General features: G+C 56.8%; 31 protein-coding genes and 1 tRNA gene. 16 read left to right on the plus strand and 16 right to left on the minus strand.

Annotation, left to right across the window (positions count from 1 at the left end; translation table 11 throughout):
- The first annotated feature begins 2 nt into the window (after nt 1-2).
- On the plus strand, nt 3-245 hold the full coding sequence (locus SynSYN20_RS00115) for a sulfurtransferase TusA family protein (RefSeq protein ID WP_186524236.1): 243 nt from the start codon (nt 3-5) through the stop codon (nt 243-245).
- Nucleotides 232-1,146: a ribosome small subunit-dependent GTPase A gene (gene rsgA / locus SynSYN20_RS00120; protein ID WP_370586691.1), complete on the plus strand. Its 915-nt coding sequence runs from the start codon at nt 232-234 to the stop codon at nt 1,144-1,146. Before SynSYN20_RS00115 ends, rsgA begins: the two co-directional genes overlap by 14 nt.
- Here the strand turns inward: rsgA and SynSYN20_RS00125 are convergent.
- The 3 genes from SynSYN20_RS00125 to murC are packed head-to-tail and all read right to left on the minus strand — an operon-like array spanning nt 1,121 to nt 3,852.
- The gene (locus tag SynSYN20_RS00125) at nt 1,121-1,462 is read right to left on the minus strand and encodes a YbaB/EbfC family nucleoid-associated protein (protein WP_186524237.1); all 342 of its coding nucleotides are present in this window, start codon (nt 1,460-1,462) and stop codon (nt 1,121-1,123) included. The genes rsgA and SynSYN20_RS00125 overlap by 26 nt on opposite strands.
- 24 nt (nt 1,463-1,486) lie before the next feature.
- Nucleotides 1,487-2,425, minus strand: a complete 939-nt coding sequence (gene murB / locus SynSYN20_RS00130) for a UDP-N-acetylmuramate dehydrogenase (RefSeq protein ID WP_186524238.1) — start codon at nt 2,423-2,425, stop codon at nt 1,487-1,489.
- On the minus strand, nt 2,401-3,852 hold the full coding sequence (murC, locus tag SynSYN20_RS00135) for a UDP-N-acetylmuramate--L-alanine ligase (RefSeq protein WP_186524239.1): 1,452 nt from the start codon (nt 3,850-3,852) through the stop codon (nt 2,401-2,403). Before murC ends, murB begins: the two co-directional genes overlap by 25 nt.
- Nucleotides 3,853-4,018: 166 nt before the next feature.
- On the opposite strand from murC, the gene gap reads away from it, so the two are divergent.
- Complete coding sequence (gene gap, locus SynSYN20_RS00140; protein WP_186524240.1) at nt 4,019-5,044, plus strand: type I glyceraldehyde-3-phosphate dehydrogenase; 1,026 nt, start codon at nt 4,019-4,021, stop codon at nt 5,042-5,044.
- A 65-nt stretch (nt 5,045-5,109) separates the two neighbouring features.
- On the opposite strand, the gene thiL is transcribed toward gap, so the two are convergent.
- A complete protein-coding gene (gene thiL, locus SynSYN20_RS00145) occupies nt 5,110-6,090 on the minus strand; it encodes a thiamine-phosphate kinase (RefSeq protein WP_186524241.1) in 981 nt (326 codons plus the stop codon).
- A gap of 7 nt (nt 6,091-6,097) precedes the next feature.
- A complete protein-coding gene (locus SynSYN20_RS00150) occupies nt 6,098-7,171 on the minus strand; it encodes a peptidylprolyl isomerase (RefSeq protein ID WP_186524242.1) in 1,074 nt (357 codons plus the stop codon).
- Between the two features lie 65 nt (nt 7,172-7,236).
- Here SynSYN20_RS00150 and efp point away from each other — a divergent pair, with 65 nt between their 5' ends.
- Nucleotides 7,237-7,800, plus strand: a complete 564-nt coding sequence (efp, locus tag SynSYN20_RS00155) for an elongation factor P (RefSeq protein WP_186517332.1) — start codon at nt 7,237-7,239, stop codon at nt 7,798-7,800.
- Between the two features lie 2 nt (nt 7,801-7,802).
- On the plus strand, nt 7,803-8,282 hold the full coding sequence (gene accB, locus SynSYN20_RS00160) for an acetyl-CoA carboxylase biotin carboxyl carrier protein (protein WP_186524243.1): 480 nt from the start codon (nt 7,803-7,805) through the stop codon (nt 8,280-8,282).
- Here the strand turns inward: accB and pdxA are convergent.
- Nucleotides 8,269-9,297, minus strand: coding sequence for a 4-hydroxythreonine-4-phosphate dehydrogenase PdxA (gene pdxA / locus SynSYN20_RS00165; protein WP_186524244.1), 1,029 nt, complete (start codon nt 9,295-9,297; stop codon nt 8,269-8,271). The genes accB and pdxA overlap by 14 nt on opposite strands.
- On the opposite strand from pdxA, the gene SynSYN20_RS00170 reads away from it, so the two are divergent.
- Nucleotides 9,296-9,490, plus strand: coding sequence for a 4-hydroxythreonine-4-phosphate dehydrogenase (locus SynSYN20_RS00170; RefSeq protein WP_186524245.1), 195 nt, complete (start codon nt 9,296-9,298; stop codon nt 9,488-9,490). The two genes, pdxA and SynSYN20_RS00170, sit on opposite strands and share 2 nt — an antisense overlap.
- Here the strand turns inward: SynSYN20_RS00170 and SynSYN20_RS00175 are convergent.
- Nucleotides 9,453-10,382 carry an SDR family oxidoreductase gene (locus SynSYN20_RS00175; RefSeq protein WP_186524246.1) on the minus strand — a complete coding sequence of 310 codons (930 nt, stop codon included), beginning with the start codon at nt 10,380-10,382 and terminating at the stop codon, nt 9,453-9,455. The two genes, SynSYN20_RS00170 and SynSYN20_RS00175, sit on opposite strands and share 38 nt — an antisense overlap.
- 54 nt (nt 10,383-10,436) lie before the next feature.
- On the opposite strand from SynSYN20_RS00175, the gene SynSYN20_RS00180 reads away from it, so the two are divergent.
- Nucleotides 10,437-10,646, plus strand: a complete 210-nt coding sequence (locus tag SynSYN20_RS00180) for a serine protease inhibitor (protein WP_255476301.1) — start codon at nt 10,437-10,439, stop codon at nt 10,644-10,646.
- Here SynSYN20_RS00180 and SynSYN20_RS00185 read toward each other — a convergent pair whose 3' ends face one another.
- The gene (locus tag SynSYN20_RS00185; RefSeq protein WP_186524247.1) at nt 10,647-11,078 is read right to left on the minus strand and encodes an HNH endonuclease; all 432 of its coding nucleotides are present in this window, start codon (nt 11,076-11,078) and stop codon (nt 10,647-10,649) included.
- A 279-nt stretch (nt 11,079-11,357) separates the two neighbouring features.
- Here SynSYN20_RS00185 and SynSYN20_RS00190 point away from each other — a divergent pair, with 279 nt between their 5' ends.
- Complete coding sequence (locus SynSYN20_RS00190) at nt 11,358-12,866, plus strand: DEAD/DEAH box helicase (protein ID WP_186525335.1); 1,509 nt, start codon at nt 11,358-11,360, stop codon at nt 12,864-12,866.
- On the opposite strand, the gene SynSYN20_RS00195 is transcribed toward SynSYN20_RS00190, so the two are convergent.
- From SynSYN20_RS00195 to SynSYN20_RS00205, 3 genes are all read right to left on the minus strand, one after another.
- Entirely contained in the window at nt 12,821-13,186 is a 366-nt protein-coding gene (locus SynSYN20_RS00195) for a hypothetical protein (RefSeq protein WP_255476302.1), read from the minus strand. The two genes, SynSYN20_RS00190 and SynSYN20_RS00195, sit on opposite strands and share 46 nt — an antisense overlap.
- 32 nt (nt 13,187-13,218) lie before the next feature.
- Entirely contained in the window at nt 13,219-13,644 is a 426-nt protein-coding gene (locus tag SynSYN20_RS00200; protein ID WP_186524248.1) for a DUF6554 family protein, read from the minus strand.
- A gap of 64 nt (nt 13,645-13,708) precedes the next feature.
- Entirely contained in the window at nt 13,709-14,224 is a 516-nt protein-coding gene (locus tag SynSYN20_RS00205; RefSeq protein WP_186524249.1) for an AbrB family transcriptional regulator, read from the minus strand.
- An 84-nt stretch (nt 14,225-14,308) separates the two neighbouring features.
- Between SynSYN20_RS00205 and SynSYN20_RS00210 the strand changes: the two genes are divergently transcribed.
- The 3 genes from SynSYN20_RS00210 to SynSYN20_RS00220 all read left to right on the plus strand — a co-directional run bounded on the left by SynSYN20_RS00210 (nt 14,309) and on the right by SynSYN20_RS00220 (nt 15,123).
- The gene (locus SynSYN20_RS00210; RefSeq protein ID WP_186524250.1) at nt 14,309-14,599 is read left to right on the plus strand and encodes a chemotaxis protein; all 291 of its coding nucleotides are present in this window, start codon (nt 14,309-14,311) and stop codon (nt 14,597-14,599) included.
- A gap of 38 nt (nt 14,600-14,637) precedes the next feature.
- Nucleotides 14,638-14,841 carry a hypothetical protein gene (locus SynSYN20_RS00215; protein ID WP_370586692.1) on the plus strand — a complete coding sequence of 68 codons (204 nt, stop codon included), beginning with the start codon at nt 14,638-14,640 and terminating at the stop codon, nt 14,839-14,841.
- Nucleotides 14,842-14,928: 87 nt separating this feature from the next.
- The gene (locus SynSYN20_RS00220; protein WP_186525337.1) at nt 14,929-15,123 is read left to right on the plus strand and encodes a hypothetical protein; all 195 of its coding nucleotides are present in this window, start codon (nt 14,929-14,931) and stop codon (nt 15,121-15,123) included.
- 3 nt (nt 15,124-15,126) lie between these two features.
- Here SynSYN20_RS00220 and SynSYN20_RS00225 read toward each other — a convergent pair.
- Nucleotides 15,127-15,198, minus strand: a tRNA-Gly gene (locus SynSYN20_RS00225).
- A gap of 51 nt (nt 15,199-15,249) precedes the next feature.
- Complete coding sequence (locus tag SynSYN20_RS00230) at nt 15,250-16,404, minus strand: alanine--glyoxylate aminotransferase family protein (RefSeq protein WP_186525339.1); 1,155 nt, start codon at nt 16,402-16,404, stop codon at nt 15,250-15,252.
- Nucleotides 16,405-16,458: 54 nt separating this feature from the next.
- Here SynSYN20_RS00230 and cbiD point away from each other — a divergent pair, with 54 nt between their 5' ends.
- The 5 genes from cbiD (at nt 16,459) to mrdA (ending at nt 22,165) form a co-directional block, all read left to right on the plus strand.
- Nucleotides 16,459-17,577 (plus strand): cobalt-precorrin-5B (C(1))-methyltransferase CbiD, encoded by a 1,119-nt coding sequence (gene cbiD, locus SynSYN20_RS00235; RefSeq protein ID WP_186525338.1) that lies wholly within the window; start codon nt 16,459-16,461, stop codon nt 17,575-17,577.
- Between the two features lie 105 nt (nt 17,578-17,682).
- Nucleotides 17,683-19,269, plus strand: coding sequence for a glutamine-hydrolyzing GMP synthase (guaA, locus tag SynSYN20_RS00240; protein WP_186524252.1), 1,587 nt, complete (start codon nt 17,683-17,685; stop codon nt 19,267-19,269).
- 64 nt (nt 19,270-19,333) lie between these two features.
- The gene (locus SynSYN20_RS00245; protein WP_186524253.1) at nt 19,334-19,945 is read left to right on the plus strand and encodes a hypothetical protein; all 612 of its coding nucleotides are present in this window, start codon (nt 19,334-19,336) and stop codon (nt 19,943-19,945) included.
- 13 nt (nt 19,946-19,958) lie between these two features.
- The gene (locus tag SynSYN20_RS00250; RefSeq protein WP_186524254.1) at nt 19,959-20,354 is read left to right on the plus strand and encodes a hypothetical protein; all 396 of its coding nucleotides are present in this window, start codon (nt 19,959-19,961) and stop codon (nt 20,352-20,354) included.
- Nucleotides 20,355-20,359: 5 nt separating this feature from the next.
- Complete coding sequence (gene mrdA / locus SynSYN20_RS00255) at nt 20,360-22,165, plus strand: penicillin-binding protein 2 (protein WP_186524255.1); 1,806 nt, start codon at nt 20,360-20,362, stop codon at nt 22,163-22,165.
- A 1-nt stretch (nt 22,166) separates the two neighbouring features.
- Here the strand turns inward: mrdA and SynSYN20_RS00260 are convergent, their stop codons facing one another.
- The 3 genes from SynSYN20_RS00260 to psb34 are packed head-to-tail and all read right to left on the minus strand — an operon-like array spanning nt 22,167 to nt 24,748.
- Complete coding sequence (locus SynSYN20_RS00260; RefSeq protein WP_186524256.1) at nt 22,167-23,312, minus strand: glycosyltransferase family 1 protein; 1,146 nt, start codon at nt 23,310-23,312, stop codon at nt 22,167-22,169.
- A 13-nt stretch (nt 23,313-23,325) separates the two neighbouring features.
- Nucleotides 23,326-24,522 carry an NAD-dependent epimerase/dehydratase family protein gene (locus SynSYN20_RS00265; RefSeq protein ID WP_186524257.1) on the minus strand — a complete coding sequence of 399 codons (1,197 nt, stop codon included), beginning with the start codon at nt 24,520-24,522 and terminating at the stop codon, nt 23,326-23,328.
- A 58-nt stretch (nt 24,523-24,580) separates the two neighbouring features.
- Nucleotides 24,581-24,748: a photosystem II assembly protein Psb34 gene (gene psb34, locus SynSYN20_RS00270; RefSeq protein WP_186524258.1), complete on the minus strand. Its 168-nt coding sequence runs from the start codon at nt 24,746-24,748 to the stop codon at nt 24,581-24,583.
- Nucleotides 24,749-24,797 lie beyond the last annotated feature (49 nt).

Genomic DNA, 24,797 nt, shown 5'->3' on the forward strand with positions numbered 1-24,797 from the left:
GGATGCGTGATGCCCAACCCGAACATTATTTGGATCTAAGGGGCACCCCCTGTCCAACCAATTTCATTCGCTGTCGTTTGGCCTTGGAGGCCATGCGTCCCGGGCAGCAGTTTCAGGTTGATCTCGATCGGGGTGAGCCAGAGGAGATGGTGATCCCAGGTCTGACTCGGGATGGTCATCGTGTGGAGGTGATGGACCAAGCCAAGGATTGGGTGCGCCTTCAGGTGGTCTGTGGTGGCGGTTGATCAGTCGGCTCAGTCCGGCATGGTTGTTGCGCTCCAGGCCAATTACTTGGAGGTGGAGCTAGATCAGGTTTCTGAAAGGCTTCCCTCACGACTGCTTTGCACGCGGCGCACGCGTTTGAGTCATCGCGGTGAGGCTGTGTACGTCGGTGATCGCGTCAGGGTGGAAGCCATTGATGCGAGCCATGCCCGAGCGGTGGTCTCTCATGTCGAACCTCGCGTCAGTTTTCTGACACGCCCGCCCGTCGCCAACGCCACCACGGTGGTCGTGGCATTGGCCGTGGCTCAACCAGCTTTTGATCCCGATCAGGCCAGTCGTTTTCTGTTGACGGCAGAGCGAACGTCCCTGCATGTGCAGCTGGTCCTAACGAAAACCGATCTCTTAGAGCCTGAGGCATTGGAGCAGCTGCGTGCTCGTCTTCATGCCTGGGGGTATCCCCCGTTGTTGGTGTCGACGGGCAGTGGCCTTGGGCTCTCCAAACTGAAACAAAGCCTTGCCGGATCGTCTCTTTCCGTGCTGTGTGGACCTTCAGGAGTTGGGAAGAGCTCATTGTTGAATGCCTTGATCCCTCAGCTTGATTTGCGGATCGGTGCCGTATCAGGACGGCTGCAGCGTGGACGTCACACCACGCGGCATGTGGAGTTGCATCGCTTGGAGGGTGAGGCACGGGTTGCTGATACGCCCGGTTTCAACCGCCCTGAGCTGCCAGATGACCCCAGGAATCTTGAGGTGTTGTTTCCTGAATTACGCGCTCAGCTCGAGCCCCATCCCTGTCGTTTTCGGGATTGTTTGCACCGTGATGAACCTGGATGCGGGGTCACGCGCGAGTGGGAGAGATACCCGATCTACAGACGAGCTGTGGAGGATCTTCTGGGCCTTAACTGCCCATCCCGGGGAGGTTGAGATTGAGTCCACCGGTGAGTTCTTCCATGCGTTCTTTCATGGTGCCGGTGGAGCGTTCATAGGCTGACTGCAAGGCGGCGAGTGTGGCAGCTTCTGTGGCCTCCTGTCCTTCACTCAGCAGGGATGGATCCAGCTTCACTTTCAGCGGTTGTTGATTGCCAGACAACCAGATGCTGGCTCGACCGTCCTCACTGTTGCCCTCGATCTCCATGGCATCGAGTTCTTCTTGCAGTTTTTGCGCGTCTTGCTGGATTTGTTGAGCCTTTCGGAATGCCTCAGTGAGCTGTCCGAAATTGGGAAGTCCAAACCCTGCCATGACACCAATGAAGTGATGCCAAGGCTAATCGGTCGTTTGAAAGCCCAAGCGCTTCACTTCAGGATGCAACGTGATTCCGTGCACCCGCTTCACTTCGTTTTGAACGAAGTCGATCAAGGTGCGGATGTCATCGGCTTTGGCTTCGCCCACGTTGACGATGAAATTGGCATGCACCGGTGAGACTTCCGCTCCTCCGATCCGTTTCCCCTTGAGACCTAAGCCTTCGATGAGCTGACCAGCTTTTTCGGGCTCTGGGTTGCGGAACACGCTTCCGCAGCTTGGCCATTGGTAGGGCTGGGTGGTGGTGCGATGACTGAGGTTGCCACTGGTCTTCCGCATCAACTCCTTGGCGTCATGGCCAGGTTCCAATTGAAAATGCGCTGCCATCACCAAGTGGTCACTGCCTTGAAGCAGGCTGTGACGGTAGTCGTAGGCGAGATCAGCGTTGCTGAGCACCGTTGTGGCCGTCACCGTGTTCGTCTGCGATCGATCGATGACCTCCACAGATGTCAGGCAGTCGGCTGTGGAGCCGCCTTGAGCTCCGGCGTTCATCGCCGCGGCCCCACCCACGGTTCCAGGGATGCCAACGGCCCACTCCAGCCCGTGCAATCCAAGTTTGGCTGCGCGCCTGGCAAGCGTTGGAAGGGGTTCACCCGCCAAAGCCTTCACCTGCCCTGATTCGGCATCCAGCTGGCTGCCCTGGAGGCGACGCAAACAAAGAGTGAGGCCTGGGAGTCCCGCATCAGCAATCAGTAGGTTCGAACCAGCTCCAATCACGCGGGTCGTCAAACCCTCCGCTTGGGCCCATTGGAGAAGCGAGAGACATTGCTCAGCATCGTTGGGTTCGGCCAACCATTGCGCCGGGCCTCCCACCCGCCACGTGGTGTAGTCCGCGAGGGACACCTGCTGTTGCAGGACCCCAGCCTCAATAAGAGCATTCAGGCTGCGATCGCTGGTGAACATGACGCCGCTCCTCCGATTCCTTCTTTTGACAGACGTTCCCAAAGACTGTTCACATCACCAGCACCCATTGCCAAGATCAAGTCATCAGGCTGGCTGTGTTGTTTCACCAGACCTGTGAGCTCGTCCATGGTGCTGGCCACAAAGACGGGTTGGTTGGGATCAATCAGCCGAATGGAGCGTGCCAGAAGCTCACTGTTGATGCCCTTGATCGGTTGTTCACCGGCTCCATAAATCGGAGCAAGGATGAGGGCGTCAGCGGACACGAGTGATTGGGCAAAGGCGTTGAGAAATTCTTGTGTCCGGCTGTAGCGGTGGGGCTGAAAAACAGCGAGAAGCCGTTGAGGTGTGCGGGGTAAAGGGCTGCGGCCGCTTTGCACCATCAGCTTGGCCATGGTCAAGGTTGCTTGAACTTCGCTGGGGTGATGGGCATAGTCATCAACCACTTGTCGGTCTTGCCATTCCCCCCGGAAATCAAAGCGTCGACCTGGTGAACGCAGTTCCTTGACGGCCGAGAGAAGGGGATCCAAAGGAACACCTTCCATGCGGCATGCCGCTATGGCGGCCACGACGTTGCTCAGGTTGTGCAGGCCAGGCAGGGGGAGGGTGATTCGCCCTACCTGTTGCCCTTGCTCGTAATAGTTGGCGATGGTGCGATCTCCATCGAGTTGCAAAGGCAAAGCGGCGTAATCCGCTGTCTCGACGTGTTGAACAGACCAACAGGCATCGGCTTGGAAGTGTTCGCTGAGAATCGGATCGTCTTGATTGATGAGCAGGCGTTTGCAGCAGCGGCCGAAGGTTTTCATCGTCTCGATCAAATCGTCGAGATTGCGGTAATGGTCCGTATGGTCCAGTTCAAGATTGGTGATGATCCCCAGGCTGGCCTTGAACTTCACCAGCGATCCATCCGATTCGTCTGCCTCAGCGACAAGCAGACGACCGTTGCCGGTGTGCCCGTTGCTGCCGTAGCAGGGGACAACACCACCAATCACAGCGGTTGGATCTTCACCAACCGTGGCGAGGAGTGTGGTCACAAAAGTGCTTGTGGTGGTTTTTCCATGGCTACCCGCAACAGCAATGGCGGGTTGTTGTTCGATCAACCAGGCCAATAGGTCAGAGCGATGCCAAATCGTTAAATCCAAGCGCCGCGCTTCGATCAGCTCTGGATTGGTGTCAGGAATGGCCGTGCTGACCACCACCAATGGCTCCTCGATATTGAGCGCTCCGAGCTGGGAAAAATTGTTGGAGACCTGGCTTTCGAATAAGACCATTGCTTTGGTCTCAAGCGCCTGCATCGCCGGTGTGAGTTTGCGATCGGACCCGCTAACAGAATGGCCTCGTTCCGCGAGAATCAGAGCCAGGGCCGACATGCCGATTCCGCCCATCCCAATGAAGTGAATGTGCTTCTGGGGCTGGATCGAATCGGCCAAGGGGAGTCAACGTGAGGGCTAACGATAATCCAGCTTTTCCTTGTGGCCAACTGCTTGAAGCTCATTTCATCTGATTTTTAGGCAGATCAATTACAGGAAAATCCCAATAAATTCTGTATGATCTTGCCCCAAAACCCCTTACGCGGTAAGACCGCATATTTCTGCCATGACCCTGCGCGTTGCCATCAATGGATTCGGCCGAATTGGTCGCAATGTGCTGCGGGGTTGGATCAGCCGAGGTGCGAATACTGATCTTGAAATCGTGGGAATGAATTCCACGTCTGACCCCAAGACCAGCGCGCACTTGCTCACCTACGACTCGATTTTGGGCCGTTTGGATCCGTCAGTGGACATCCAAACCACGGATGACACGATGATCATCAATGGCAAGGAAATCAAATTCTTCGCCGATCGCAACCCTCTCAACTGCCCTTGGAAGGATTGGGGTGTGGATTTAGTGATCGAATCCACAGGTGTGTTCAACACCGATGAGAAGGCCAGCATGCACATCCAGGCTGGTGCCAAGAAAGTGATTCTCACTGCTCCTGGTAAGGGCGCTGGCGTCGGCACCTTTGTGGTTGGTGTGAACGCAGACCAGTACCGCCACGAAGATTGGGACATCCTCAGCAACGCAAGCTGCACCACGAACTGTCTGGCGCCAATTGTCAAAGTTCTGGATCAGAATTTCGGCATGGAATGGGGTTTGATGACCACCATTCACAGCTACACCGGTGACCAGAGAATCCTGGACAACAGCCACCGTGACTTGCGTCGTGCGCGTGCAGCCGCACTGAACATGGTGCCGACGACCACCGGTGCAGCCAAGGCTGTGGCCCTGGTCTATCCCGAAGTGAAGGGCAAGCTCACCGGTTTCGCCATGCGCGTTCCCACTCCCAACGTGTCCGCTGTTGACCTCACCTTCGGAACCTCCAAGGGGCCGAGTGTGGAAGACGTTAAAGCGGTGATGAAGCAGGCCTCTGAGAACGGCATGAAGGGAATCATCAAGTACAGCGACTTGCCTCTTGTCTCCACCGATTTCGCCGGTACGAACGAATCGACGATTTTCGACGCTGATCTCACCTATGCCATGGGCGACAAGGCTGTGAAGATCTTGGCTTGGTACGACAACGAGTGGGGCTACAGCCAGCGTGTTGTCGACTTGGCTGAGGTTGTTGCCAAGGGTTGGAAGTAACCCTCAGGTTCGAGAAGATCTGATCTCCAGCCCTCCCTTAGGGGAGGGCTTTTTTGTGCGCTCGCTTAGCGGTAATGGGAGAACCCTGATGGTTGCAGTAACGCACCATCGTCGTTCCAGATGATCCTGCCTGTGTCGGCGGTGATGCTGCCGAAGCAGCAACTTCCAGGCTGATGCTGTCTCCAGGATTCAGCCCACTCAGGAGGCAGGCTCAGCACCAGTTCGAAATCTTCGCCACCACTGAGACACCAGCGATCCCATGCGCCTTCGCAGGGCCAGGCATCAGCGCGTGGGAGGGCATCCCTGTGTAGAACAGCGCCGCAACCACTGCTTTGACAAAGACCATTCACGGCAGCAAGCAGGCCATCGCTGCTGTCGGTCCCACCGGCTCGCCAGGGAAGCTGCTCGGGTTTGCAGGCCACCAGGGTCTGCAAGGCATCAAGCCTTGGCCATGGCCGCTGGTGACATCGAATCGCCTGCTCTTTCAGCCTGGCTGGAACTGAGAGTGCGCTGGGTAGCGGTGTGTCTTGCAGAAGTGCCAGTCCAAGGCGGCTCAGTCCATGGGGGCCACTGCTCATCAGCAGATCACCAGGTTGGGCTTGTGCCCGATGCAGTCGTAACGGTCCGAGTCGTCCAAACGCACTGATCGAGAGCAGTCGTTGGTTACCGGTGCTGCAGTCGCCTCCCAGCAGAGTTCCACCAAAATGCTCGAGGGATTCTGAGATGCCTTGGTACACCTGTTCAATCCACCACCAAGACGTGGTACCTGGGGCCACCAGGCCCACCGTGATCCCCTCCACTTGCTCAGAGCCGCTGGCAGCTAGATCAGACAGGTTGGCCACCACAGCTCGCCAACCTACGTCGGCAGGGGCTGTGGTCGCATCGCTGAAATGAACACCCTCCACCATCACGTCGGTGTTCACCAGCAGAGCCCTGGAATCTGGTGGCAGCAAGGCTGTGTCGTCATTGAGCTGGCCAGGAGGCGCAAAGCGGGTCAGACGGCTCAGCAGCTCTGCTTCTCCGAGTTCGGCCAGGGTGATGCTCACGGCAGCATCAGGCGTGATCTTGCAGTCGATCGGCGCCTTCGATCACCTGGATGCGTTTGATTCCGTCGTCAACGCCCAGTTCTTCGAGCACATCGAAGCCATCCACGACATAACCGAAGGCGGCATTCCGCCCGTCCACGAGGTTGAGGCCAGCAGGCGTGAGTTCCGCTTCGTAGAGGAACAGGAAGAATTGCGACGAGCCATCATCAAGGGCTTGGTCTGAATGCGCCCAACCCAGGGTCCCAAGGGTGGAAAAAGGAAGGACTGCTGCTGCTTTGAACAGTCCAACGTCCTCGAAGGTTTCGTTGTAAAGGGTTTCGGTTTCGCCTGGAACGCGAATTTCTAAGGGAACGTGCCGCTCTTCTTTTGTTTTTGGGTCCACGTAACCGATGTCAGGACCTTCCGGGTCTCCGGTTTGAAGGATGTAAAAATCTTCTGCGCGATTGAAGGGGAGACCGTCATAGAAGCCCTTCAAGCTGAGATCAATAAAGGCGCCAGCTGTTAGAGGAGCGTTGTAGCCGTCCACAACCGCAGTGAGGTTTCCTTGCGTGGTTTCGATGACCACGGTTGCCCGTCCAGCAAGCCGTGGCAAGGCATCGAATTCGGAGGGGATGTCAGGAAGGCGATCGTCGATTAGCAGGGCTTCCAGATCACCCACCCGACTCAGAGTGTCGCGACGGATCTGGATGAATCCATCTCTGTCATTGGCATCCGCCTCCTCATGAAGCTGGTCAAGGTCAGCGCGCACCTCGTTGAGGAGCAGTTCAGCCGTACGGCGTTGATCTTCAGGAACGGCTTCAACAATGCTGTTGCCGCGGGTGGCCACCAGTTTCTGCGTGCGGCTCACCGTGCGTCCCAAAGCACTCCAACGCTTGGCACGTAAATCGTTACTGGTGGATTCCAGACGATGCTGCAGCTCGCGAAGATCTTCTTGATTCATCGGCAGTGAATCGCGCAGGATCGCCGCTGGATCCTGTACGGCGTTGCCTTGAGGCAGGTCTGCCCATACCGGTTTGGCAAGCCAGAGGCCAAAGGCGGCTAGCCAGGCAAGAAGCAGAGCGGTCAGACGGCGGTGAGCCAAGGAGAACCCCAGGTGCTGTCAGGACTTTGGCACAGCCGTATGATCCATTGAACCGTTCCGCCGGAATGATCTCCAGCAACGACTTTCGCACCGGCACCACGATCGAGCTAGACGGTGCTGTCTGGCGCGTGGTCGAGTTTCTGCATGTCAAGCCTGGCAAGGGATCTGCGTTTGTCCGCACAAAGCTCAAGTCCGTTCAAAGCGGCAGCGTGGTTGAGAAAACGTTCCGAGCCGGAGAGAGTCTTACCCAGGCTGTGCTCGAGAAGTCGAAACTTCAACACACCTATATGGAGGGTGAAGATTTCGTCTTTATGGACATGTCGTCCTATGAAGAGACGCGCCTTACCGCCAAACAGATCGGAGATAGTCGCAAATATCTCAAGGAGGGCATGGAGGTGAATGTTGTTACCTGGAATGAGAAGCCCATCGAAGTTGAACTGCCGAATTCGGTTGTGTTGGAGATCGCTCAGACCGATCCCGGTGTGAAGGGAGACACAGCAACCGGTGGTACGAAACCTGCCATCTTGGAAACCGGTGCTCAGGTGATGGTTCCCCTGTTTTTATCGATCGGCGAAAAAATTAAGGTTGATACTCGTAACGACACCTATTTGGGACGGGAGAACGGTTAGTCATGCAGCTCGACCACGATCAGCTCCACTCCCTTCTTGCCGCTCTCGTCGAGAGTGATATTCAGGAATTCCGCCTAGAGGGAGACGACTTTCGTTTGGAAGTGCGTCGCAACCTTCCTGTCACGACGGTGGCTGCGCCGTTAATGCCCGTGGCCTCTGCACCGGCTGCTCCTCTGCCGGAACATTCTGCTGTTGAGCTCCCTGCAGGAACCCCTCCGCCTGCGGCTGGATCCCGTTCCGATTTGTTGGACGTGACGGCTCCCATGGTCGGGACCTTCTATCGGGCTCCTGCACCAGGAGAACCTTCGTTCGTAGAGATTGGCACCCGCATTGGTGTAGGCCAAACGATCTGCATTCTTGAAGCCATGAAGCTGATGAATGAGCTCGAATCTGAGCTGGCAGGTGAGGTGGTTGAAATCCTGGTGGATAACGGCACCCCTGTTGAATTTGGTCAGGTGTTGATGCGGGTTAAGCCCGGCTGAGCTCCCAGGCGGCCCGAATCGCTGCCACCATGCTTGTCGATCTAGCCACCCCTTGTCCTGCGATATCAAATCCGGTTCCATGATCTGGTGAAGTGCGCAAGAACGACAGCCCGAGTGTGGTGTTCACGGCCTCGTCAAAGGCCATCAGCTTCACGGGGATCAAGCCTTGGTCGTGATACAGCGCCAGGATCCCATCGGGTGATTCCGGTTGACGTCCCAGCTGCCAGGCCTTGGCAGCGCTGAGCCAACAGGTGTCAGGAGGCAGTGGTCCGCTCAGATGGACGTGGGGATGGTTGTCTTGCCACTGCTGGAGTGCAGGGATGAGCCAGTTCGTTTCTTCGCTGCCAAGGCGGCCCTGTTCTCCCGCGTGAGGATTGAGGCCTGCAACGAGCAAGCGTGGCTTGGGATTGAACCTCAGGCAGAACGCGCTGAGCACGTCCAGCTTGCGGAGTACGAGGTCGGGGCTGAGTGCAGTGGGGACCTGTTGCAGCGGAATATGCGTGGTGGCGAGCAGGGTGTTCAGCCTCCAGCCGTGGTTGGGTGCAACAGCTGTGAACAGCATGGAGGCTTGATCCGCACCGTCGAGTTCTGCCAAGCGTTCTGTTTGGCCTGGATAGTTGTGTCCTGCGGCATGCCAGGCATGTTTCGCAATCGGTGCTGTGACTAAAGCCAGGGTGCGCTCCTCTTTCATGCGCGAGACGGCGTGGCTCAGCCAGCGAAAACTGGATGCACCACTTTCCGGGCTCGGAGCTCCAGGGGTGATGGCGTCATGGACCGGTAGATCGTCAATGTCTAGATCGCTGGGATCGATCAGCAGGGGGCATTGTTGGGCTTTCAGCCTGGAGTACGTCTGCTCCAATGTTTTTCGGCAGCCAACGACCAGTGGGTTCAGTCCACCGGGCAGTCGAGGGTCGGCGAGGGCTTTCAACGTGACTTCCATGCCGATTCCAGCAGGATCACCAAGAGCAATCACCAGGCGGTCGGTAGCGTCAGAGGAGGGATGAGAGAAAGACATGCTGCGCTGGTTGCTCCTGGGGTTATTGCTTTACGGGTTGGGGACGGCGTTGCGGAAGGGCTGGATTGAAGTGCAGTGGCAGCGGTTGCTCGATGATGCAGGACTCACTGAAACCGGTTCAGGCAAGCCGATTCCGTTGCATGAATTGCCGATGCTTAAGGCTCCTCCTCCGGTTCAGGATTCATCCCGTTGAAGCCTTCTCCAGCGAAGCAATCCTTGAGACCGCTTGAAAAATCGGGATGCAGAAAGGTGTACCCCAGCTTGTCTCTCAGAAGTGCGTTGCTCACTTTGCGGTTGTCTGCCCAAAAAGAGAGAGCCATCGGGCTCATGCTGGCTTGGGCCTCACGGAAAGGGATCGCTGCTGGGAGCGTGCATCCCAACAGTTCGGCGCCAAAACGTTGAAGCTCGAGGCGGGAGGCGGGCCTGTTATCGCTGATGTTTACCACCAATGGCCGCTGTCCTGCTGCGGCTCGATGCATGAGATGCCAGCAGGCTCCAGCTAGGTCATCCACATGGATGCGGCAGAACATCTGCCCCGGTTGATCCACAGGAGTGAGTTCGCCTGAGCGGATGGCAGCCAGGGGGGAACGTCCTGGCCCATAGATCCCCGGCAGGCGCAGGATCTGCACGGGTAGGCCGCTGTCGCGCCACAGCTGCTCACACTTCAATCGCTTCTGGCTGCGGAGTTGAGTGGGTTGGGGCTGGTGGGTTTCATCCACCCAATTGCCATTGCTATTTCCGTAAACGCCTGTGGTGGAGAAGTAGCCCACCCATTGCAGTGGCAGCTTCTGCAGCTGCTCTCCAAGACACGACAGCACTGGATCCGTTCCTTCTTTGCTGGGCGGGATTGTGCTGATCAGATGGGTGACGGAGGCGAGTGCTTCATGGCCTGGAACGATCCGGTTGGCACTGTCAAAGGGCAGATCATCGCTGCCGGATTCCGGTCGGCGGCGCGTGCAGATCACCCTTGTCCCAAGTGCTTTGGACAACTTGGCGAGATGGCCTCCGCTGAAGCCAGCGCCAAGAATGCACAACGTCGCATCCGGGGGGAGGGGAGCGCAGCGGTTGACAAGATCGTTCAGCATCAGTACAAACGTATCAATTGCGGTTTCGTTGTGGCTGATTCTTCCTTTTCACTGGTGCCCTCTCGGGATTCCATGCTGCCCCAGAGTCGGGTGTCGCGTCGTGATCGCGCAAAGGCTCAAGACACAGCAAGGGTTCGCACGGGTTCAGCGCTTTTGGCTGCGGCTTTGGTAACAGGTGCCTTATTGATGGCTCCAGACAGGCCTGAGCAAAGCGCCTCAATTTGTCAGCACTATCACTCAGAGGCGGCCTGTCGGGTGTGGTGATCAGGCTGTGCGAAGCCCCCAGTCCTGCTCGTCATCCCTCTTGGCCCGCGAGCCATTTGGTCGTTCGGGACGGGATGATTGGTTGTGTTCAGGCTGGGCCCACTGCAGCAATCTCAAGGCGAGGCGCAGATCACCATCGATCCAGGCGCGAATAGCCATGGCGCGGCGCGGGTCATAAAAGCGTTGACGCCGGTACCAATCAAAAACATCGGCGTCAGATTTCTGACCGTTGCATGACAGGCAAGCGGGAACGCAATTTTCGGTCACGCTCATGCCTCCACGACTCAGAGGAAAGACATGGTCGATGGACTCAGAAGGTTTGCCGCAATAAATGCAGCGGTTGCTGGTGTGGAGATGAATCGATTGACGCCAGCGGCGATTGCGCAGCTTGGGACAAAGATCTTCGAGGAAAACCGCATCCCTGCTGTGCATCCCAATACCTCAGCTACCGGGATTCTGACCTGAGAGCAGGGTTCGTCAACGTGTCGAAAGCTGCATTTTCATGGTCGTGCCGTTTTTATTGAGCAATGCGTGGATTAGTCATCCGCATTTGCTGTATTGGCCAGCGCCCTTCAGGGGTGTTGAGAGGACTAGCGTCTGGGTCCTTGAACCGGAATTACGGCTTCATCACCAACAGCTTGCACGCTGGGATTGACTCCGTCTGGATTGGTGCAGGCCCGTTACCCCTTTGATGCGGTGACCCATGCGGAGATGCGCAGAATTCGTCCACGGGGCGTCTGGCGTGGTGCTCGGTTGGGTTGGGAATTTCCGCTTGCCTCGGCTGAAGCTCTGTTGCAGCGTTTTGAACGGCGTTTCCGGGTGGATGAGGAGCTGATGCGTTGGTTGCATTGGCATCGCCATCCGCTACCCCCACTGCCGCCCCACCGAGATCTGATCGCTCAGGCTGATCTGGATCAACGCTTACGCGATGGTCGCTTACCGATGCCTCACCAGCGTTCTGGTGCTCGCTGGTTGCTAGCGCGGCGCGGCGCGGTGCTGGCCGATGAGATGGGTCTTGGCAAAACCCTCACTGTGTTGCTGGCGGCGAGAGCCTTGCTGCGTGCCTTGCCGTTGCGTTTATTGGTTGTGGCCCCTGTGGGGTTGCATTCGCATTGGCGCCGCGAGGCCGCGGCCCTTGAGCTCATGCCGGAGCTTTGCAGCTGGGCGCGACTTCCCTCTGAGCTCCCGGAGGCCGGTACTTTGCTGCTGGTGGATGAGGCCCATTACGCCCAAACCCTGCGGGCACAACGCACGCAGGGTTTTCTGCGTCTTGCCCGGCATCCCCGCCTGAGAGCCATTTGGATGCTCACTGGCACACCAATGAAGAACGGCCGGCCTGATCAGCTGTATCCCTTGCTGGCTGCGATGGACCATCCCATTGCTCGGGACCAGCACTCCTATGAGGAATTGTTTTGTCAGGGGCATTTCCGCGAGCAAGGCGGAAGACAGCGTTGGCAAACCGCAGGAGCTAGCCGATTGGACGAGCTGCGACGGTTGACCCGACCGCTTGTTTTGCATCGCCGCAAGCAGCAGGTTTTGGACCTTCCCCCCAAACAAAGGATGTTTGAAGGGATCGATCTCGATGCTGAGGAGCTGAAGGGCTTTGATTACCGCCTTCGCCTGGTCATCGATGACTACCGCCAGCGGGTGGCGCATGGATTGGTGCGTTCTGATGCTGAATCTCTAGCGGTTCTTACAGCATTGCGGCAAATTGCAGCCGAATTCAAGTTGCCAGCTGCGCAACAGTTAATTCAGCGGTTGCGGGAGCAGCACAAGCCGATCGTCTTGTTCAGCAGTTTTGTGGATCCGTTGCTGCTGCTCCACGAACGCCTGGGAGGCGTTTTGCTGACAGGCAGGCAGAAACCCGAGCAGCGGCAGTTTGCAGTTGACCGCTTTCAAGCTGGGGAGACCGATTTACTTTTGGCCACCTTTGCTGCTGGTGGGCTTGGTTTTACGCTCCATCGCGCTCAGCATGTCGTTCTCCTGGAGCGGCCTTGGACGCCTGGGGACATCGACCAGGCAGAAGATCGTTGCCATCGCATTGGTATGGAAGGAGGCTTGATCAGCCATTGGCTTCAGCTCGGTCTGGCTGATCAGCTCGTTGACGGTTTGGTGGCTAGCAAGGCGGAACGGATCGAATTGCTGCTTGGACCGCGTCGGGTCGCCCTCGATCGTCAGCCATTGCCCAAGATGGTGTCTCGTTGCTTACAGGATTTATGACGCACCTTGAGTTCATGCACCACCATTGGATCAGCAGTTCTGCTGCCTTTGCTCAGTAGCGCTAGGGCTTGGGTCACGTCGGCGCAAGCTTGGTCAGTCTTGCCCATCAACGTAAGCAAAAGCGAGCGATCAGCAAGCGCGGCTGGTTTATCGCCATGGGCATCCACAACCTGATTGCAGAGTTGAAGTGCTTTGTCGAGCTTGTTCAGATCAAGATCTGACATGCAATCGGCAATCGATATTTCAGGTGAGACGGTCGCGGGCTTTGGTTCGGATCGACTGCGGCATCCCAAACCTGTGAGAAGCAAACCGCTAATCATCAAGATGGGAATGAATCGGATGGAAGAGGACGTCAATAGCTGTAGCGATCGTCATCGCTCGAATTAGACGAATTGAATGAATTGCTATTGCTTGAATTGGTTGAGTTGAGAACGCTATCGAGGGATTTTGCAGAGCCTTTGCGGCCTCCAAAAAGATCGCCGAGGTACTGACCGCAGTCGGGGTAGCTGCCCGGATCTTCCACAACGGCCTCAGTAATCATGACCGCAGCATGTTCCGGAGAGGTTTTGAACACTCCGCTTTTTTGGCGTTTGATCAGGGCGTAAGCCGCTTCCCAGCTGACCTGGTGATCGTTATTACTGCTTCTCATAAAGCAGTAAATTTTTGCGCCTTTCATAGCTTCAGGGGTCCCGGCGATCGCCTGTGCAGGAGCTAGGCCAACCCCAGCTAATCCGGCCAGAGAGAGGAGGAGCGCAAGGCGCTGGCGCAGTCGGGCCATGGCAGGACGAGTGAAGCGATTAAAGATCAAAATATCGATTGAAATCGCTCTGTCTAGGCCTGAGTCAGGAATCACCCAGCCCAAGTGGCGTGAGTAGTTTCACCACCACAGGGATGACCAGCAAGACAGTGATCAAGCGGACGGCATGCAGTGCAGCAACGGCTGCTCCAACGCCGTAGTCAGCCCCGACCAGGCTCATGCCGCTGATTCCACCAGGCGCTGCACCCAGCAGGGTGACGAGAGGATCAACGCCGAGCAGCCTGCTGCTCCAGAGCCCCACCACAATTCCGGTGAGGACGAGGGTGAGCGTGATCAAGACCGCAGGCTTCCACAACTGCTGTAGTTGATCCAGTGAGGTTTTGGTTAGGCCTGTACCGATAACGGTGCCAATGGCGATTTCCAGAAAGGTCTTTGTGCCTGCTGGCCATTGAGCCACCTCGAGCCGTCCACTCATGCTCACCATGGCGGCCCCGATCAGTGCGCCTGCCAGTGGTGCAGCAGGGATTCCAGTGCGCGTGGCAAGCAATCCCATGCTCGTGCCGGCGATGAGATAGAGGAGCACCGTTGTGAGTGGGGGCATGAACACCACGCTGCAGATTGATCCTTAGTCTGGATCGAGCGGTTCTGATGTGCTGTTATCGGGGCATATCTGTTTCTTGGGGCGATGACCCAGTCCGTTTCCTTCCGCATTACGCGTACCGCTGAGGATGTAGCAGAGACCCTGAATGCTTTATCTCAACGGCTGATCAAGCTTGAAAATCGCCTTGAGAGTTTGGAGCTTCAGCTGGAACGCCAGTCATCGGAAGTCAACACCATGCCCGTAGAGGAGATGGAACGTCTGGATGGGGTGGATCGCTTGCTCACCGATTGCAAAGACCTTTTGCTGCGTTCTGAGCCGCAAAGGGTTGACCCACCCAGTTCTGCTATGTCATCGGAGCAAGACTTGGCTGCCTAACCCATGTCATGAGTGGCACAATTTGAATAAAGCCACCTATGGCTCATCCATCTACCAATTCCGCAGCGACGTGCGAAGTCATGTCGCGCAACCGCCAAAATTTTTTTGAAGGTGGTCACCAGCTTGAAAAACTGGAATTTGCGTTAGCTGTTGCAATCACCCGAGGAGATGCCAGCCGATGCGAAATGCTTCGCGGTCAGATTGCTGAACTTGGAGGCAACATCGAAGAGCCAGGGACTTGAGTTGAGATTGGTACTTCATTCATTCGTTAGACTATTGATATTCAAGTCCACTTAGTGCTGATTTCGATTCTCGATAGAAGTTCAACGATGGTGCAATCTGCTCCCAATCAAAGACAGGAGCATCTTGCCAAAGCTGATGTGTTTTTTCAGCAAGCTCAATCTGCAGCTGAATTAGGCGATGTCTCGTCTTCAGGCTCTTTCATTTTGAAAGCACTCGAACAAGAGCGACGAGCAGGCACCGTCGGTCCTCAAGTGATGCAATTGATTAAACCTAGATCGTGATCAAGCGGGTGACCGGATTCGAACCGGCGACGTCCAGCTTGGGAAGCTGACATTCTACCGCTGAATTACACCCGCATAGGCGTGATTCTATCTCACGCCCGATGCTCTAGTTGATGATTAATCGCCCTAATTCTTGCTTAAGACGGCTGATGCAGCGCTAAGTCCAGCACCCATCTGGCCCTCGTGGAAGCCGAGTGAATGCAACACGGATTCAATGGCAGCTACGGCTGTCAATACATCTCGATCGCAGACAAAGCCGAGATGGCCAATGCGGAACACCTTGCCTTTGAGATGGTCTTGACCCCCAGCTAACAGAATGTCGAAACGATCTTTGATGGTTTTACGCAGCAGTTCTGCATCCATTCCGGCAGGAGCAACTGCCGTAATTGCTGGACTTCCATGGCCTTCGGCTGCAAACAGCGTCAATCCGATCGCTTTCATCGCCGCTTGTGCTGCATCGCGGTGACGCGCATGGCGGGCAAAAATCGCTTCAAGACCCTCCGCCTGCATCATCTCCAGTGCGGCTTCGAGAGCGAAGTACAAATTCACGGCAGGCGTGAACGGATTGCTGTTCTTGGCTGCAGTTTTCCGGTAGGGGCCCAGATCCAAATAAAACTTCGGTAGATCCGAGCGTTCGTAGGCCGTCCAAGCGCGCTCACTCATCGCAACAAAGCTGAGCCCTGGCGGCATCATGTAGCCCTTTTGGGACCCAGATGCGACCACATCCAGGTTCCAGTCATCCATGGGAACGTTGGTGGCGCCCAGGCTGGTGACGCAGTCGGCGATGGTCAGTGCTGTGCCGTGGGCTTGGACGTGGCGGCTGATCGTTTCCAGATCGTTGATCACCCCTGTGGACGTTTCTGAATGGGTCAGGATCACCGCGCGGATCGTTTTGTCCTTGTCGGCGTCTAAAGCGGTCCGGAACTTGTCTGGGTCGAGGGGTTGTCCCCAGTCCGCCTTGATGACGTCAACCTCAAGGCCGTAGGCGCGCGCCACCTTGACCCAGCGCTCGCCAAACTTGCCGTTGTCGCCACAGATCACCCGATCACCACGGCTGAGTGTGTTGATGATTCCAGCTTCCATAGCAGCTGTGCCGCTACCGGTGATCACCAGCACGTCGTTGTTGGTTTGATGCAGCCAGCGCAGTTGAGCTGTTGTACGTTCCACCACCGCTTGAAACTCACCGCTGCGGTGCCCGATGGGATGGCGTCCCATCGCTTTCAGAACCGTTTCTGGCACCGGGGTGGGTCCGGGTATCATCAGGGTGAGCTTGTCCTGCACGTCCGGAAGAGCGCCAATCGTCCATCCTAAAAAACGATCCGCTTCCCATTCGGTATCACGCAATCCCTCACAGATTCCCCCCAGGGGCTGACTCTCCCCGTCTGGGTTGCCGCCGCAGCGCGTGCGGCCACACAAGTGCTGTGTGGTCAGACCACTGAAAATCCACAATCGCTGCAGATTCCAGGTCGAGATCAGCCGCTGAATGTGCCGATTCAGTCTTCAGCGCCCTTGCAAGGGGGTGAGCAAGCTTTGGCGATCAGTCGCTGTGATCCAGGCCCAGGTCTCGATCTCACGCGAGATTTAGAAATTTGGGTTCAGGCGCGTTGGAGTTTGCCCGTTTCAGGTTGGTTGGAGATCGTGCCTGGGGAGGGAATCGGCAGACAGGGGCGTGAAGGTGATCTTTGTGCGTCTGACTTCGCCCGCCGTTTGTTAAAGGCCAACCTGCGCGACCTGGTTCCTCCTGGTCGATGTTTGCAATTGGAAGTTGTGTTTCCGCTTGGCCGCGAGCTGGCCCAGCGCACCAGTAACGCAGCCTTTGGTGTGGTGGATGGCCTGGCCTTGATTGGCACGCAAGCTGAGGTGCAGTCGAGTGCATCACCCGATCAGCTGCGCGCCAGTCTTGATGCCTTGCAGGCGATTGCCAGAGCAGCCGATTTCTGCGGATCTCTCACCTTGGTGATTGGGGAGAACGGGTTGGATCTCGCCCATCAGCTGGGTCTTGCAGATCAACAGCCTTTGCTGAAGGCAGGGAACTGGATTGGGCCTTTGCTTGTGGCCAGTGCGGAAGCGGGTGTGAGCAATCTGCTGTTGCTCGGATATCACGGAAAGCTGGTCAAATTGGCTGGGGGGATCTTCCATACCCACCATCATTTGGCTGATGGTCGTTTAGAGGTTCTTGCTGCGATTGCCTTGCAGCAGGGACTCGGTGTTGATCTGATCAAAGAGCTGCTGGGTTGTGCGTCGATGGAATCAGCGCTCCAAGAGCTTCAGAAGCGTGATTCCACTGAGGCAGATCGGGTCTGGCAAGCGATCGCACAGGCGGTTGAATGGCGAAGTGAGGCTTACCTAAAGCGTTATGGCACCTGGCCTATGCGGGTCGGTGCGGCGTTATTTGATCGCCAACGCCAGCTGCGCTGGACTGGATTGACAGGACACTCCCTTCTCGCCCGCTAAGGACTTGGCATTCATTCGGAAGGGGAAGAGGCCGGCTTGGATCCTTCTCTACGCTGAAGGAACTGAAGGTTTGGAAGGCCGTTCTTTTGACGGTCCTAGTGCGGTATGTCATCAGTCCAGAGCGAAGGTCAGCGCAAACCGGCCATCGTCATTCTTGATTTCGGTTCCCAGTACTCGGAACTGATTGCACGCCGAGTGCGTGAGACGGAGGTGTTCTCGCTGGTGTTGGGCTACAGCACCAGCGCTGAAGAATTACGGGCGTTGGCTCCCCGTGGAATCATCCTCAGCGGAGGCCCAAGTTCGGTCTATGCCGATGAGGCTCCCCTTTGCGATCCAGAGATTTGGGATCTGGGCATCCCTGTGCTGGGGGTCTGCTACGGCATGCAGTTGATGGTTCAGCAGCTTGGCGGTCGGGTGGTGGCTGCCACGGGTAAGGCCGAATACGGCAAGGCTCCGCTCGTGGTCGATGACCCCACTGCACTGCTCACGAATGTGGAGAGTGGTTCCACGATGTGGATGAGTCACGGTGATTCCGTGGAGGCCTTGCCCGATGGCTTCGTGCGCTTAGCTCATACAGCGAATACGCCTGAGGCGGCGATTGCAAATCAGAGCCGACATTTATACGGCACTCAATTTCATCCTGAGGTGGTTCATTCCACCGGTGGAATGGTGATGATTCGTAATTTTGTTTATCACATCTGCGGTTGCGACCCCGATTGGACTACGGAAGCTTTTATCGATGAAGCTGTCGCCAACGTGCGTGAACAGGTTGGTCAAAAGCGTGTGCTGCTTGCTCTGTCCGGTGGCGTTGATTCTTCAACTCTTGCTTTTTTATTGAAGAAAGCAATTGGAGATCAGCTCACCTGCATGTTTATCGATCAAGGCTTCATGCGCAAAGGCGAGCCTGAATTCCTGATGGAATTTTTTGATCGCAAATTCAATATTCATGTGGAATATATCCATGCCCGAGAACGGTTTATCCAGAAGCTCGATGGCATTACGGATCCAGAGGAGAAACGCAAAACCATCGGCACGGAATTTATTCGCGTGTTCGAAGAGGAAAGCCGCCGGCTTGGGCCCTTTGATTATTTAGCCCAGGGAACGCTCTATCCGGATGTGATCGAGAGCGCTGGCACCAACGTGGATCCCAAAACCGGGGAGCGTGTGGCTGTGAAGATCAAGAGCCATCACAACGTGGGAGGACTTCCGAAGGATTTGCGCTTCAAGTTGGTGGAGCCCCTACGCAAACTGTTTAAGGATGAAGTTCGCAAGGTAGGCCGAACGCTCGGGTTGCCCGAGGAGATCGTGAGTCGCCATCCATTCCCAGGGCCTGGACTGGCGATTCGCATCTTGGGCGAAGTGACGGAGGAAAAGCTTGATTGTTTGCGTGACGCCGATCTGATCGTGCGCGAGGAGGTGAATGCGGCGGGTCTCTATCACGACATTTGGCAGGCGTTTGCGGTGCTGCTTCCTGTGCGCTCCGTGGGGGTGATGGGCGATAAGCGCACCTATGCCTGGCCGATCGTGCTGCGCTGTGTCTCGAGTGAGGACGGCATGACCGCTGATTGGTCGAGGCTTCCCTATGACTTGATGGAAACGATTTCCAATCGAATCGTGAATGAGGTGAAAGGAGTGAATCGCGTGGTATTGGACATCACCAGCAAGCCGCCAGGAACGATTGAGTGGGAATGAGCCTGTTTAAGGGGCTGGTGAACAGGCCTCAGCGTCGATACCCTTAGCGCCCGGCATCAATCCCTTGACCGCTGCTCAAGAGCAGGACCTCCAGCTTCAGCGCCGTCTTCAGAAAGACAGCATTTTGTTGGCAGGGAAAACGATCTACATCAACCCTTTTTTGTATTGGCGTCGTTTCGACAGCAATACGGATCGTTGGTTGCGCGAACCGGGCCAGCTCTCGGAAGAGCAGATTGCCTCGAATCGCAGTCGCTTTTATCCAGAGCTCGACTGGACCTTGCTCAAAGATTCTGATCGAGAGATTAAGGATGGAGCCGTGGAGATGTTCCTCAAAAGCATGGAGCTGATTGGGACGTTTCATCCTGAGCTCAGCTCCGGGCATCTGCTCGAGGTGGAGCGCAAGATGGCGATCACCAAGAAGCGATCGTTTGAGCGTTGGGTGGAGAAGTCGTACCGGCGACGCGCCAAGCAGGAAACCTGGGAAAGACGTCGCTTCGACCGTGATCGTTTTTGGCGCTCCTGGGGGGAATGGCTTTCTTTAGAAGCGACTCATCATGCCTTGGCTCCAGCGGTGGCGTTGTTGGTGCTCACAGGTGTGGGTGGTTGGTGGCTTGGGTCATCGAATTCAAGTTGTCCGACACTTTTGCCTCCTCCGCAGCAGACTGGAATTCGCTGAGTCGGGTCTGCTCATGGCTGACAATCAACAGTTCGACACCCTGCGGCTGGCATTGATGCAGGACGTGTTGCCTGTGGGGCTCGCTTTGGTGGAGCGGGCCCGTGCTGGAGGCCCCGCCAAGGTGGTCGAATCGTTCACATCAGGTGCGCCTGATCCACTGCGCGAGTTACGCGATGAAGGTGAATTGGCAGCAAAGGGGGTGCGTGAACGACTCGATCAAGTGAGTCCTGGGCTCGGTAATCCAGTCATGCCCGTTCAGGTGGCTGTGGAGGAGCCTTCAGTTGAGATGGTCGACGTCCTGGAGGAAGGCAGTTCCCCAGAACAAGAAGAACAGCAGTTGCATGAGGTTCTGGCGAGAATTACGCAGCGGCTTCAGACCTTGGAAACTCAGCTTGAGCAAGAGAGCTAAAGGGCATGGCGCGCTCCGCTTCTCCCCAAAGAGACGCTCAACGTCAAAGCGGTTTGCGCCAGCAGCCCCTGGTTCTGTTCGGATTGGTGCTGCTGTTTTGCAGCGCCATGGTTGCTCGCTTGGTCTGGCTTCAGGTGTTGGAGGGTCCTCGCTATCGGCAGTTGGCGGATGAAAACCGCATTCGACTGGTACCGAGATCGCCAACGCGTGGCCGTCTTCTTGATCGCAAAGGGCGGGTCTTGGCCTCCAGCAAACTCACCTATTCGTTGTATGTGGAGCCGCGCTTGGTGGATGACGCGTCCTGGCCGGAGTTGCGCGATCGCCTTGCCAGTCTTCTGGATCTCAAGCCGTCAACCTTGGATCGTCGCCGTCAGTCGGGGCCGGATCGCAATGGCTATCGCATCAATTTAGCTAGTGAACTCAGTTCAGAGCAGGTGCTTCGTTTCCGGGAGCAGTCCCTTGGACTGAAGGGAGCCCAAGTGGACGTGGATATTCTTCGCGCCTATCCCCACGGAACGCTTGCAGCCCATACCCTCGGCTACACCCAGCCGATCACCGAGGAGGAATACACATCACTGGCTGATCGGGGTTACAAAATTCGCGATCGGATTGGTCGCATCGGCGTCGAGGCGGCCTATGAGTCGCATTTGCGGGGCAAGTGGGGCGGGCAAATGCTCGAAGTGAATGCCATGGGTGAGGTGCAGAGGCACCTAGGTGATCGGCCATCGGTGGCCGGCAAAGACCTCACGCTCACGCTCGATCTTGATCTTCAGAAGGTGGCTGAACAGGCTTTGGCTGATAAGCCTGGCGGCGCGATCGTAGCGATGGACCCTCGCAACGGAGCGATCTTGGCCCTGGCGAGCAAGCCGAATTTTGACCCCAATTTTTTCTCGAAACTGGTCACCACCCAGAAGGAGTACGACGCGCTGTTTTCCAATCCGAAAAAGCCGCTGTTGAGCCGTGCCATGAACGCCTACGACCCTGGAAGCACGTGGAAGCCCGTGACGGCGATGGCAGGGATGGCGTCGGGCAAATTTCCTCCGGAGGTCAAGTTGAACACCACCTCCTGCATCACCTATGGCGGTCATTGTTTCCCTGATCACAATGGCGCTGGCTTTGGACGGATCGGCTACTCCGACGCCCTGCGCTTCTCCAGCAATACGTTTTTCTATCAAGTGGGTGTGGGTGCAGGCTCGCTCGCTCTCAAGAAAGCGGCAACGCAACTGGGTTTTGGGCGGAAGACAGGGATTGAAATCGGTTGGGAAGAAAATGTAGGGCTTGTTGGTGATGAAGAGTGGGCAAAGGAGGGCCGCGGCTGGGCGGAGCCTGGTTCCACTCCTTGGATTCCTGAGGACATGGCCTCGGCTTCGATTGGCCAGTCGGTGGTGCAGATCACCCCGCTGCAATTGGCACGGGCCTATTGCGTGTTTGCCAATGGTGGTTGGCTGGTCACCCCCCACCTTGTCGATCAAGGCTTGGATTGGACCGCTCCATCGCGGCGTTCCAAGGTGTCGATCAAGCCAGCAACTCTGGCCAAGATCCGCGAAGGCTTGCGCAAGGTGGTAGAGGACGGCACCGGCTACGGCCTGAATGGGGAGGGCATTCCTCCTGCGGCCGGCAAGACCGGTACAGCGGAAGACAGCACGGGTGGCCCAGATCATGCCTGGTTTGCCAGTTATGCCCCCTACCCGAACGGCGAGATCGTTGTGGTGGCCTTTGCGCAGAACACCCCTGGGGGCGGTTCCGTGCATGCGCTGCCGATGGCGAAGAAAGTGATTGAAGTGTGGAACCGCAATCGCAAACAGACTTGACTTAGGCCGCTGAGCTGAGGTTTGAGGAGAGCACCTGGCGGTAATAGCTCCTTAGCTGTTCTGTTGCCCCAGCCCAGCCCCAGCGTTCGGCTTCTGAGCGGGCGGCATTGCGGAGGGCTTGACGCTCTAGGTCATTGCCAAGCAGCTTGCCGGTGGCTTCGATCAGGCTGCCGGCCCCCGCATCTGCCCCGTCTGGTTCATAGAGACAACCGTTCACGCCGTCGCTAATGATGTCCGGGATGCCGCCGCGATTAGCACCTACCACTGGGCAGCCAGCGGCCATCGCCTCGAGCAACACAAGGCCAAGGGTTTCGGTGCTTGATGGGAAGAGAAAGGCATCACCGCTGGCGTAGGCCCCAGCGAGTTCTTCTCCGGCCAGATAGCCCACAAAGGTGGTGGCTGTTCCCTCGAAATGCTTTTCCAGTTGCTGCCGGTGGGGGCCATCGCCTACCAGCGCCAGTCGCGCATCGGGCAACGCCTCGAGCACCGGACGGATCCGTTCGATCTGTTTTTCTGCAGAGAGCCGACCGACATACAGCAGAACTGCTCCGCGGTCATCGTATTCACCGAGCAAGCGTTGACGGAGTTCTGGGCTACGCAACTCAGGACGGAACATCTCGGTATCCACGCCTCGCTGCCACAGGGCTGTGTGCTGGATGCCCTTATCGCTGAGCTCTTGCACCATCGCGGTGGAGGTGCAGAGATTCAGCAAAGCTTGGTTATGAGCCGCTTTGAGAAGTTCCCACAACAAGGGTTCGAGCATGCCCATGCCGTAGTGCTCGAGATATTTCGGCAGGTGTGTGTGATAGCTGGCGATCAGGGGGATGGATTTGCTCTTGGCGAGCCAGATGCCTCCCAAGCCCAGAACCGCTGGATTCACTACGTGGATCAGGTCTGGCTGGAAGGCATCGATGGCTTCGGAAACAGCCGGACGTGGCAAAGCGAGCTTCAGCTCTGGGTAGAGCGGCAAGGGCATGGCAGGAACACCCACCACCTTGGCTCCCATGTAGTTGCTGGGTGCGCCTTCTGGACAAAACACCACCACCTCATCTCCAGCATCCACCAGGTGCTTCACCGTTTTGGTGAGCCGGGTGACGATGCCATCGACTTTGGGGAGGAAGGTTTCGGTAAAAAAGGCGATTTTCAAGGGTCAGTCCTGATCAGGAGGCGTTGCCAATGGCTTGGGCTTGCGTCTTGGTCCAGGCCGACGTGCAGAGGATGCGATTGCGGTCGCAGCGATCGGCGTATTTCGTCGCAATCTCGACAACCTCTTTGAGAAGACCATCATCAAGGGTGGTGGGTTTGAGCCCCAGCTCGATGAAGCAGCGGTTGTCAACGATCAGATCGTTTTCAACGGCTTCGTTACGGGGGTTCGGAAGATTGTTGACCTGAGCACCTGTGAGAGCAGCCACCTTTTTGGCGAGTTCGCCAACTTGATGGCTTTCGGTCATTTGGTTGAAGATCTTGACCCGTTCGCCTTTCTCCGGACGGTTTTCGAGCGCGAGCTGCACGCAACGCACCGAGTCACGGATGTGAATGAAGGCGCGTGTTTGACCGCCGGTGCCATGCACGGTGAGTGGATATCCGATCGCTGCTTGCATCAGGAAGCGGTTCAGAACCGTTCCGTAGTCACCGTCGTAATCAAAGCGATTGGTGAGACGCGGATCACGATCCGTGGCCTCGGTGTTGGTACCCCAAACAATCCCTTGATGAAGGTCGGTAATTCTGACTTTGTCGTTCTTGTTGTAATAAAGGAACAGCAACTGATCGAGCGTCTTGGTCATGTGATAGACGCTGCCAGGACTGGCCGGATGAAGAATTTCCTCTTCAAAACGGCTGCCGTCAGGTTGGGGCACTTCCACCTTGAGGTAGCCCTCAGGAATGGTGGCGCCACGATGGGAGCCATAGCCGTACACACCCATCGTGCCGAGGTGCACCACGTGGATGTCTTGGCCCGATTCCACGATCGCGGCCAGCAGGTTGTGGGTGCCGTTCACGTTGTTGTCAACGGTGTAGCGCTTGGTGGCGCTGCTCTTCATCGAGTAGGGCGCAGCGCGCTGTTCGGCGAAGTGCACGATCGAATCGGGCTTCTCTTCGATGATGAGATCGAGAAGACGCTGGTATTCGTGGGCGATATCCATGTGGATGAATCGCATGGGCTTGCCGCCAATGCTTTCCCACACCTTGAGGCGTTCACCGATGCTCACGATCGGTGTTAATGACTCCACCTCAAGGTCGACATCGATCTTGCGACGGCTGAGGTTGTCCACGATCACAACATCGTGATTTTGGTCAGCCAAATTCACCGCACAGGGCCAGCCGCAGAAGCCGTCACCACCTAAAACGAGAACTTTCACCCCAAACTCCTGCTGAAGCGAGCAAGCCGCTGATTTCTGGCAAGTTACTACAGGCTTTTTAGCTAACGGCTACGGACAGAGCCATTAGGGCGATCACAAGCACTGCTCCGGAGATGATCAGGAGCCGAGAGCCGTTGCTGAGAGAGGCTCCTTCGCTGATGACTTCCATTCGAGGTTCCTTCGCGAAGGCGTTGAGGCGACCGCCATCTTCCTGAATGACCTGCATAAATCCAGTTGCAACTGATCGGGACGTTATGGAGTTGATCGTTGTTGCG

This window comes from Synechococcus sp. SYN20, from assembly GCF_014279555.1.
Lineage (GTDB): Bacteria > Cyanobacteriota > Cyanobacteriia > PCC-6307 > Cyanobiaceae > Synechococcus_C.

Coding starts and splice junctions, on each gene's coding strand:
- SynSYN20_RS00115 (WP_186524236.1), top strand. CDS start 3: ATGCGTGATGCCCAACCCGAACATTATTTGGATCTAAGGGGCACCCCC.
- SynSYN20_RS00125 (WP_186524237.1), bottom strand. CDS start 1,462: ATGGCAGGGTTTGGACTTCCCAATTTCGGACAGCTCACTGAGGCATTC.
- murB (WP_186524238.1), bottom strand. CDS start 2,425: ATGTTCACCAGCGATCGCAGCCTGAATGCTCTTATTGAGGCTGGGGTC.
- gap (WP_186524240.1), top strand. CDS start 4,019: ATGACCCTGCGCGTTGCCATCAATGGATTCGGCCGAATTGGTCGCAAT.
- efp (WP_186517332.1), top strand. CDS start 7,237: ATGATCTCCAGCAACGACTTTCGCACCGGCACCACGATCGAGCTAGAC.
- accB (WP_186524243.1), top strand. CDS start 7,803: ATGCAGCTCGACCACGATCAGCTCCACTCCCTTCTTGCCGCTCTCGTC.
- SynSYN20_RS00170 (WP_186524245.1), top strand. CDS start 9,296: ATGCTGCGCTGGTTGCTCCTGGGGTTATTGCTTTACGGGTTGGGGACG.
- pdxA (WP_186524244.1), bottom strand. CDS start 9,297: ATGTCTTTCTCTCATCCCTCCTCTGACGCTACCGACCGCCTGGTGATT.
- SynSYN20_RS00175 (WP_186524246.1), bottom strand. CDS start 10,382: ATGCTGAACGATCTTGTCAACCGCTGCGCTCCCCTCCCCCCGGATGCG.
- SynSYN20_RS00185 (WP_186524247.1), bottom strand. CDS start 11,078: ATGCACAGCAGGGATGCGGTTTTCCTCGAAGATCTTTGTCCCAAGCTG.
- SynSYN20_RS00190 (WP_186525335.1), top strand. CDS start 11,358: ATGCGCAGAATTCGTCCACGGGGCGTCTGGCGTGGTGCTCGGTTGGGT.
- SynSYN20_RS00195 (WP_255476302.1), bottom strand. CDS start 13,186: ATGATTAGCGGTTTGCTTCTCACAGGTTTGGGATGCCGCAGTCGATCC.
- SynSYN20_RS00200 (WP_186524248.1), bottom strand. CDS start 13,644: ATGGCCCGACTGCGCCAGCGCCTTGCGCTCCTCCTCTCTCTGGCCGGA.
- SynSYN20_RS00205 (WP_186524249.1), bottom strand. CDS start 14,224: ATGCCCCCACTCACAACGGTGCTCCTCTATCTCATCGCCGGCACGAGC.
- SynSYN20_RS00210 (WP_186524250.1), top strand. CDS start 14,309: ATGACCCAGTCCGTTTCCTTCCGCATTACGCGTACCGCTGAGGATGTA.
- SynSYN20_RS00215 (WP_370586692.1), top strand. CDS start 14,638: ATGGCTCATCCATCTACCAATTCCGCAGCGACGTGCGAAGTCATGTCG.
- SynSYN20_RS00220 (WP_186525337.1), top strand. CDS start 14,929: ATGGTGCAATCTGCTCCCAATCAAAGACAGGAGCATCTTGCCAAAGCT.
- guaA (WP_186524252.1), top strand. CDS start 17,683: ATGTCATCAGTCCAGAGCGAAGGTCAGCGCAAACCGGCCATCGTCATT.
- SynSYN20_RS00250 (WP_186524254.1), top strand. CDS start 19,959: ATGGCTGACAATCAACAGTTCGACACCCTGCGGCTGGCATTGATGCAG.
- mrdA (WP_186524255.1), top strand. CDS start 20,360: ATGGCGCGCTCCGCTTCTCCCCAAAGAGACGCTCAACGTCAAAGCGGT.
- psb34 (WP_186524258.1), bottom strand. CDS start 24,748: ATGCAGGTCATTCAGGAAGATGGCGGTCGCCTCAACGCCTTCGCGAAG.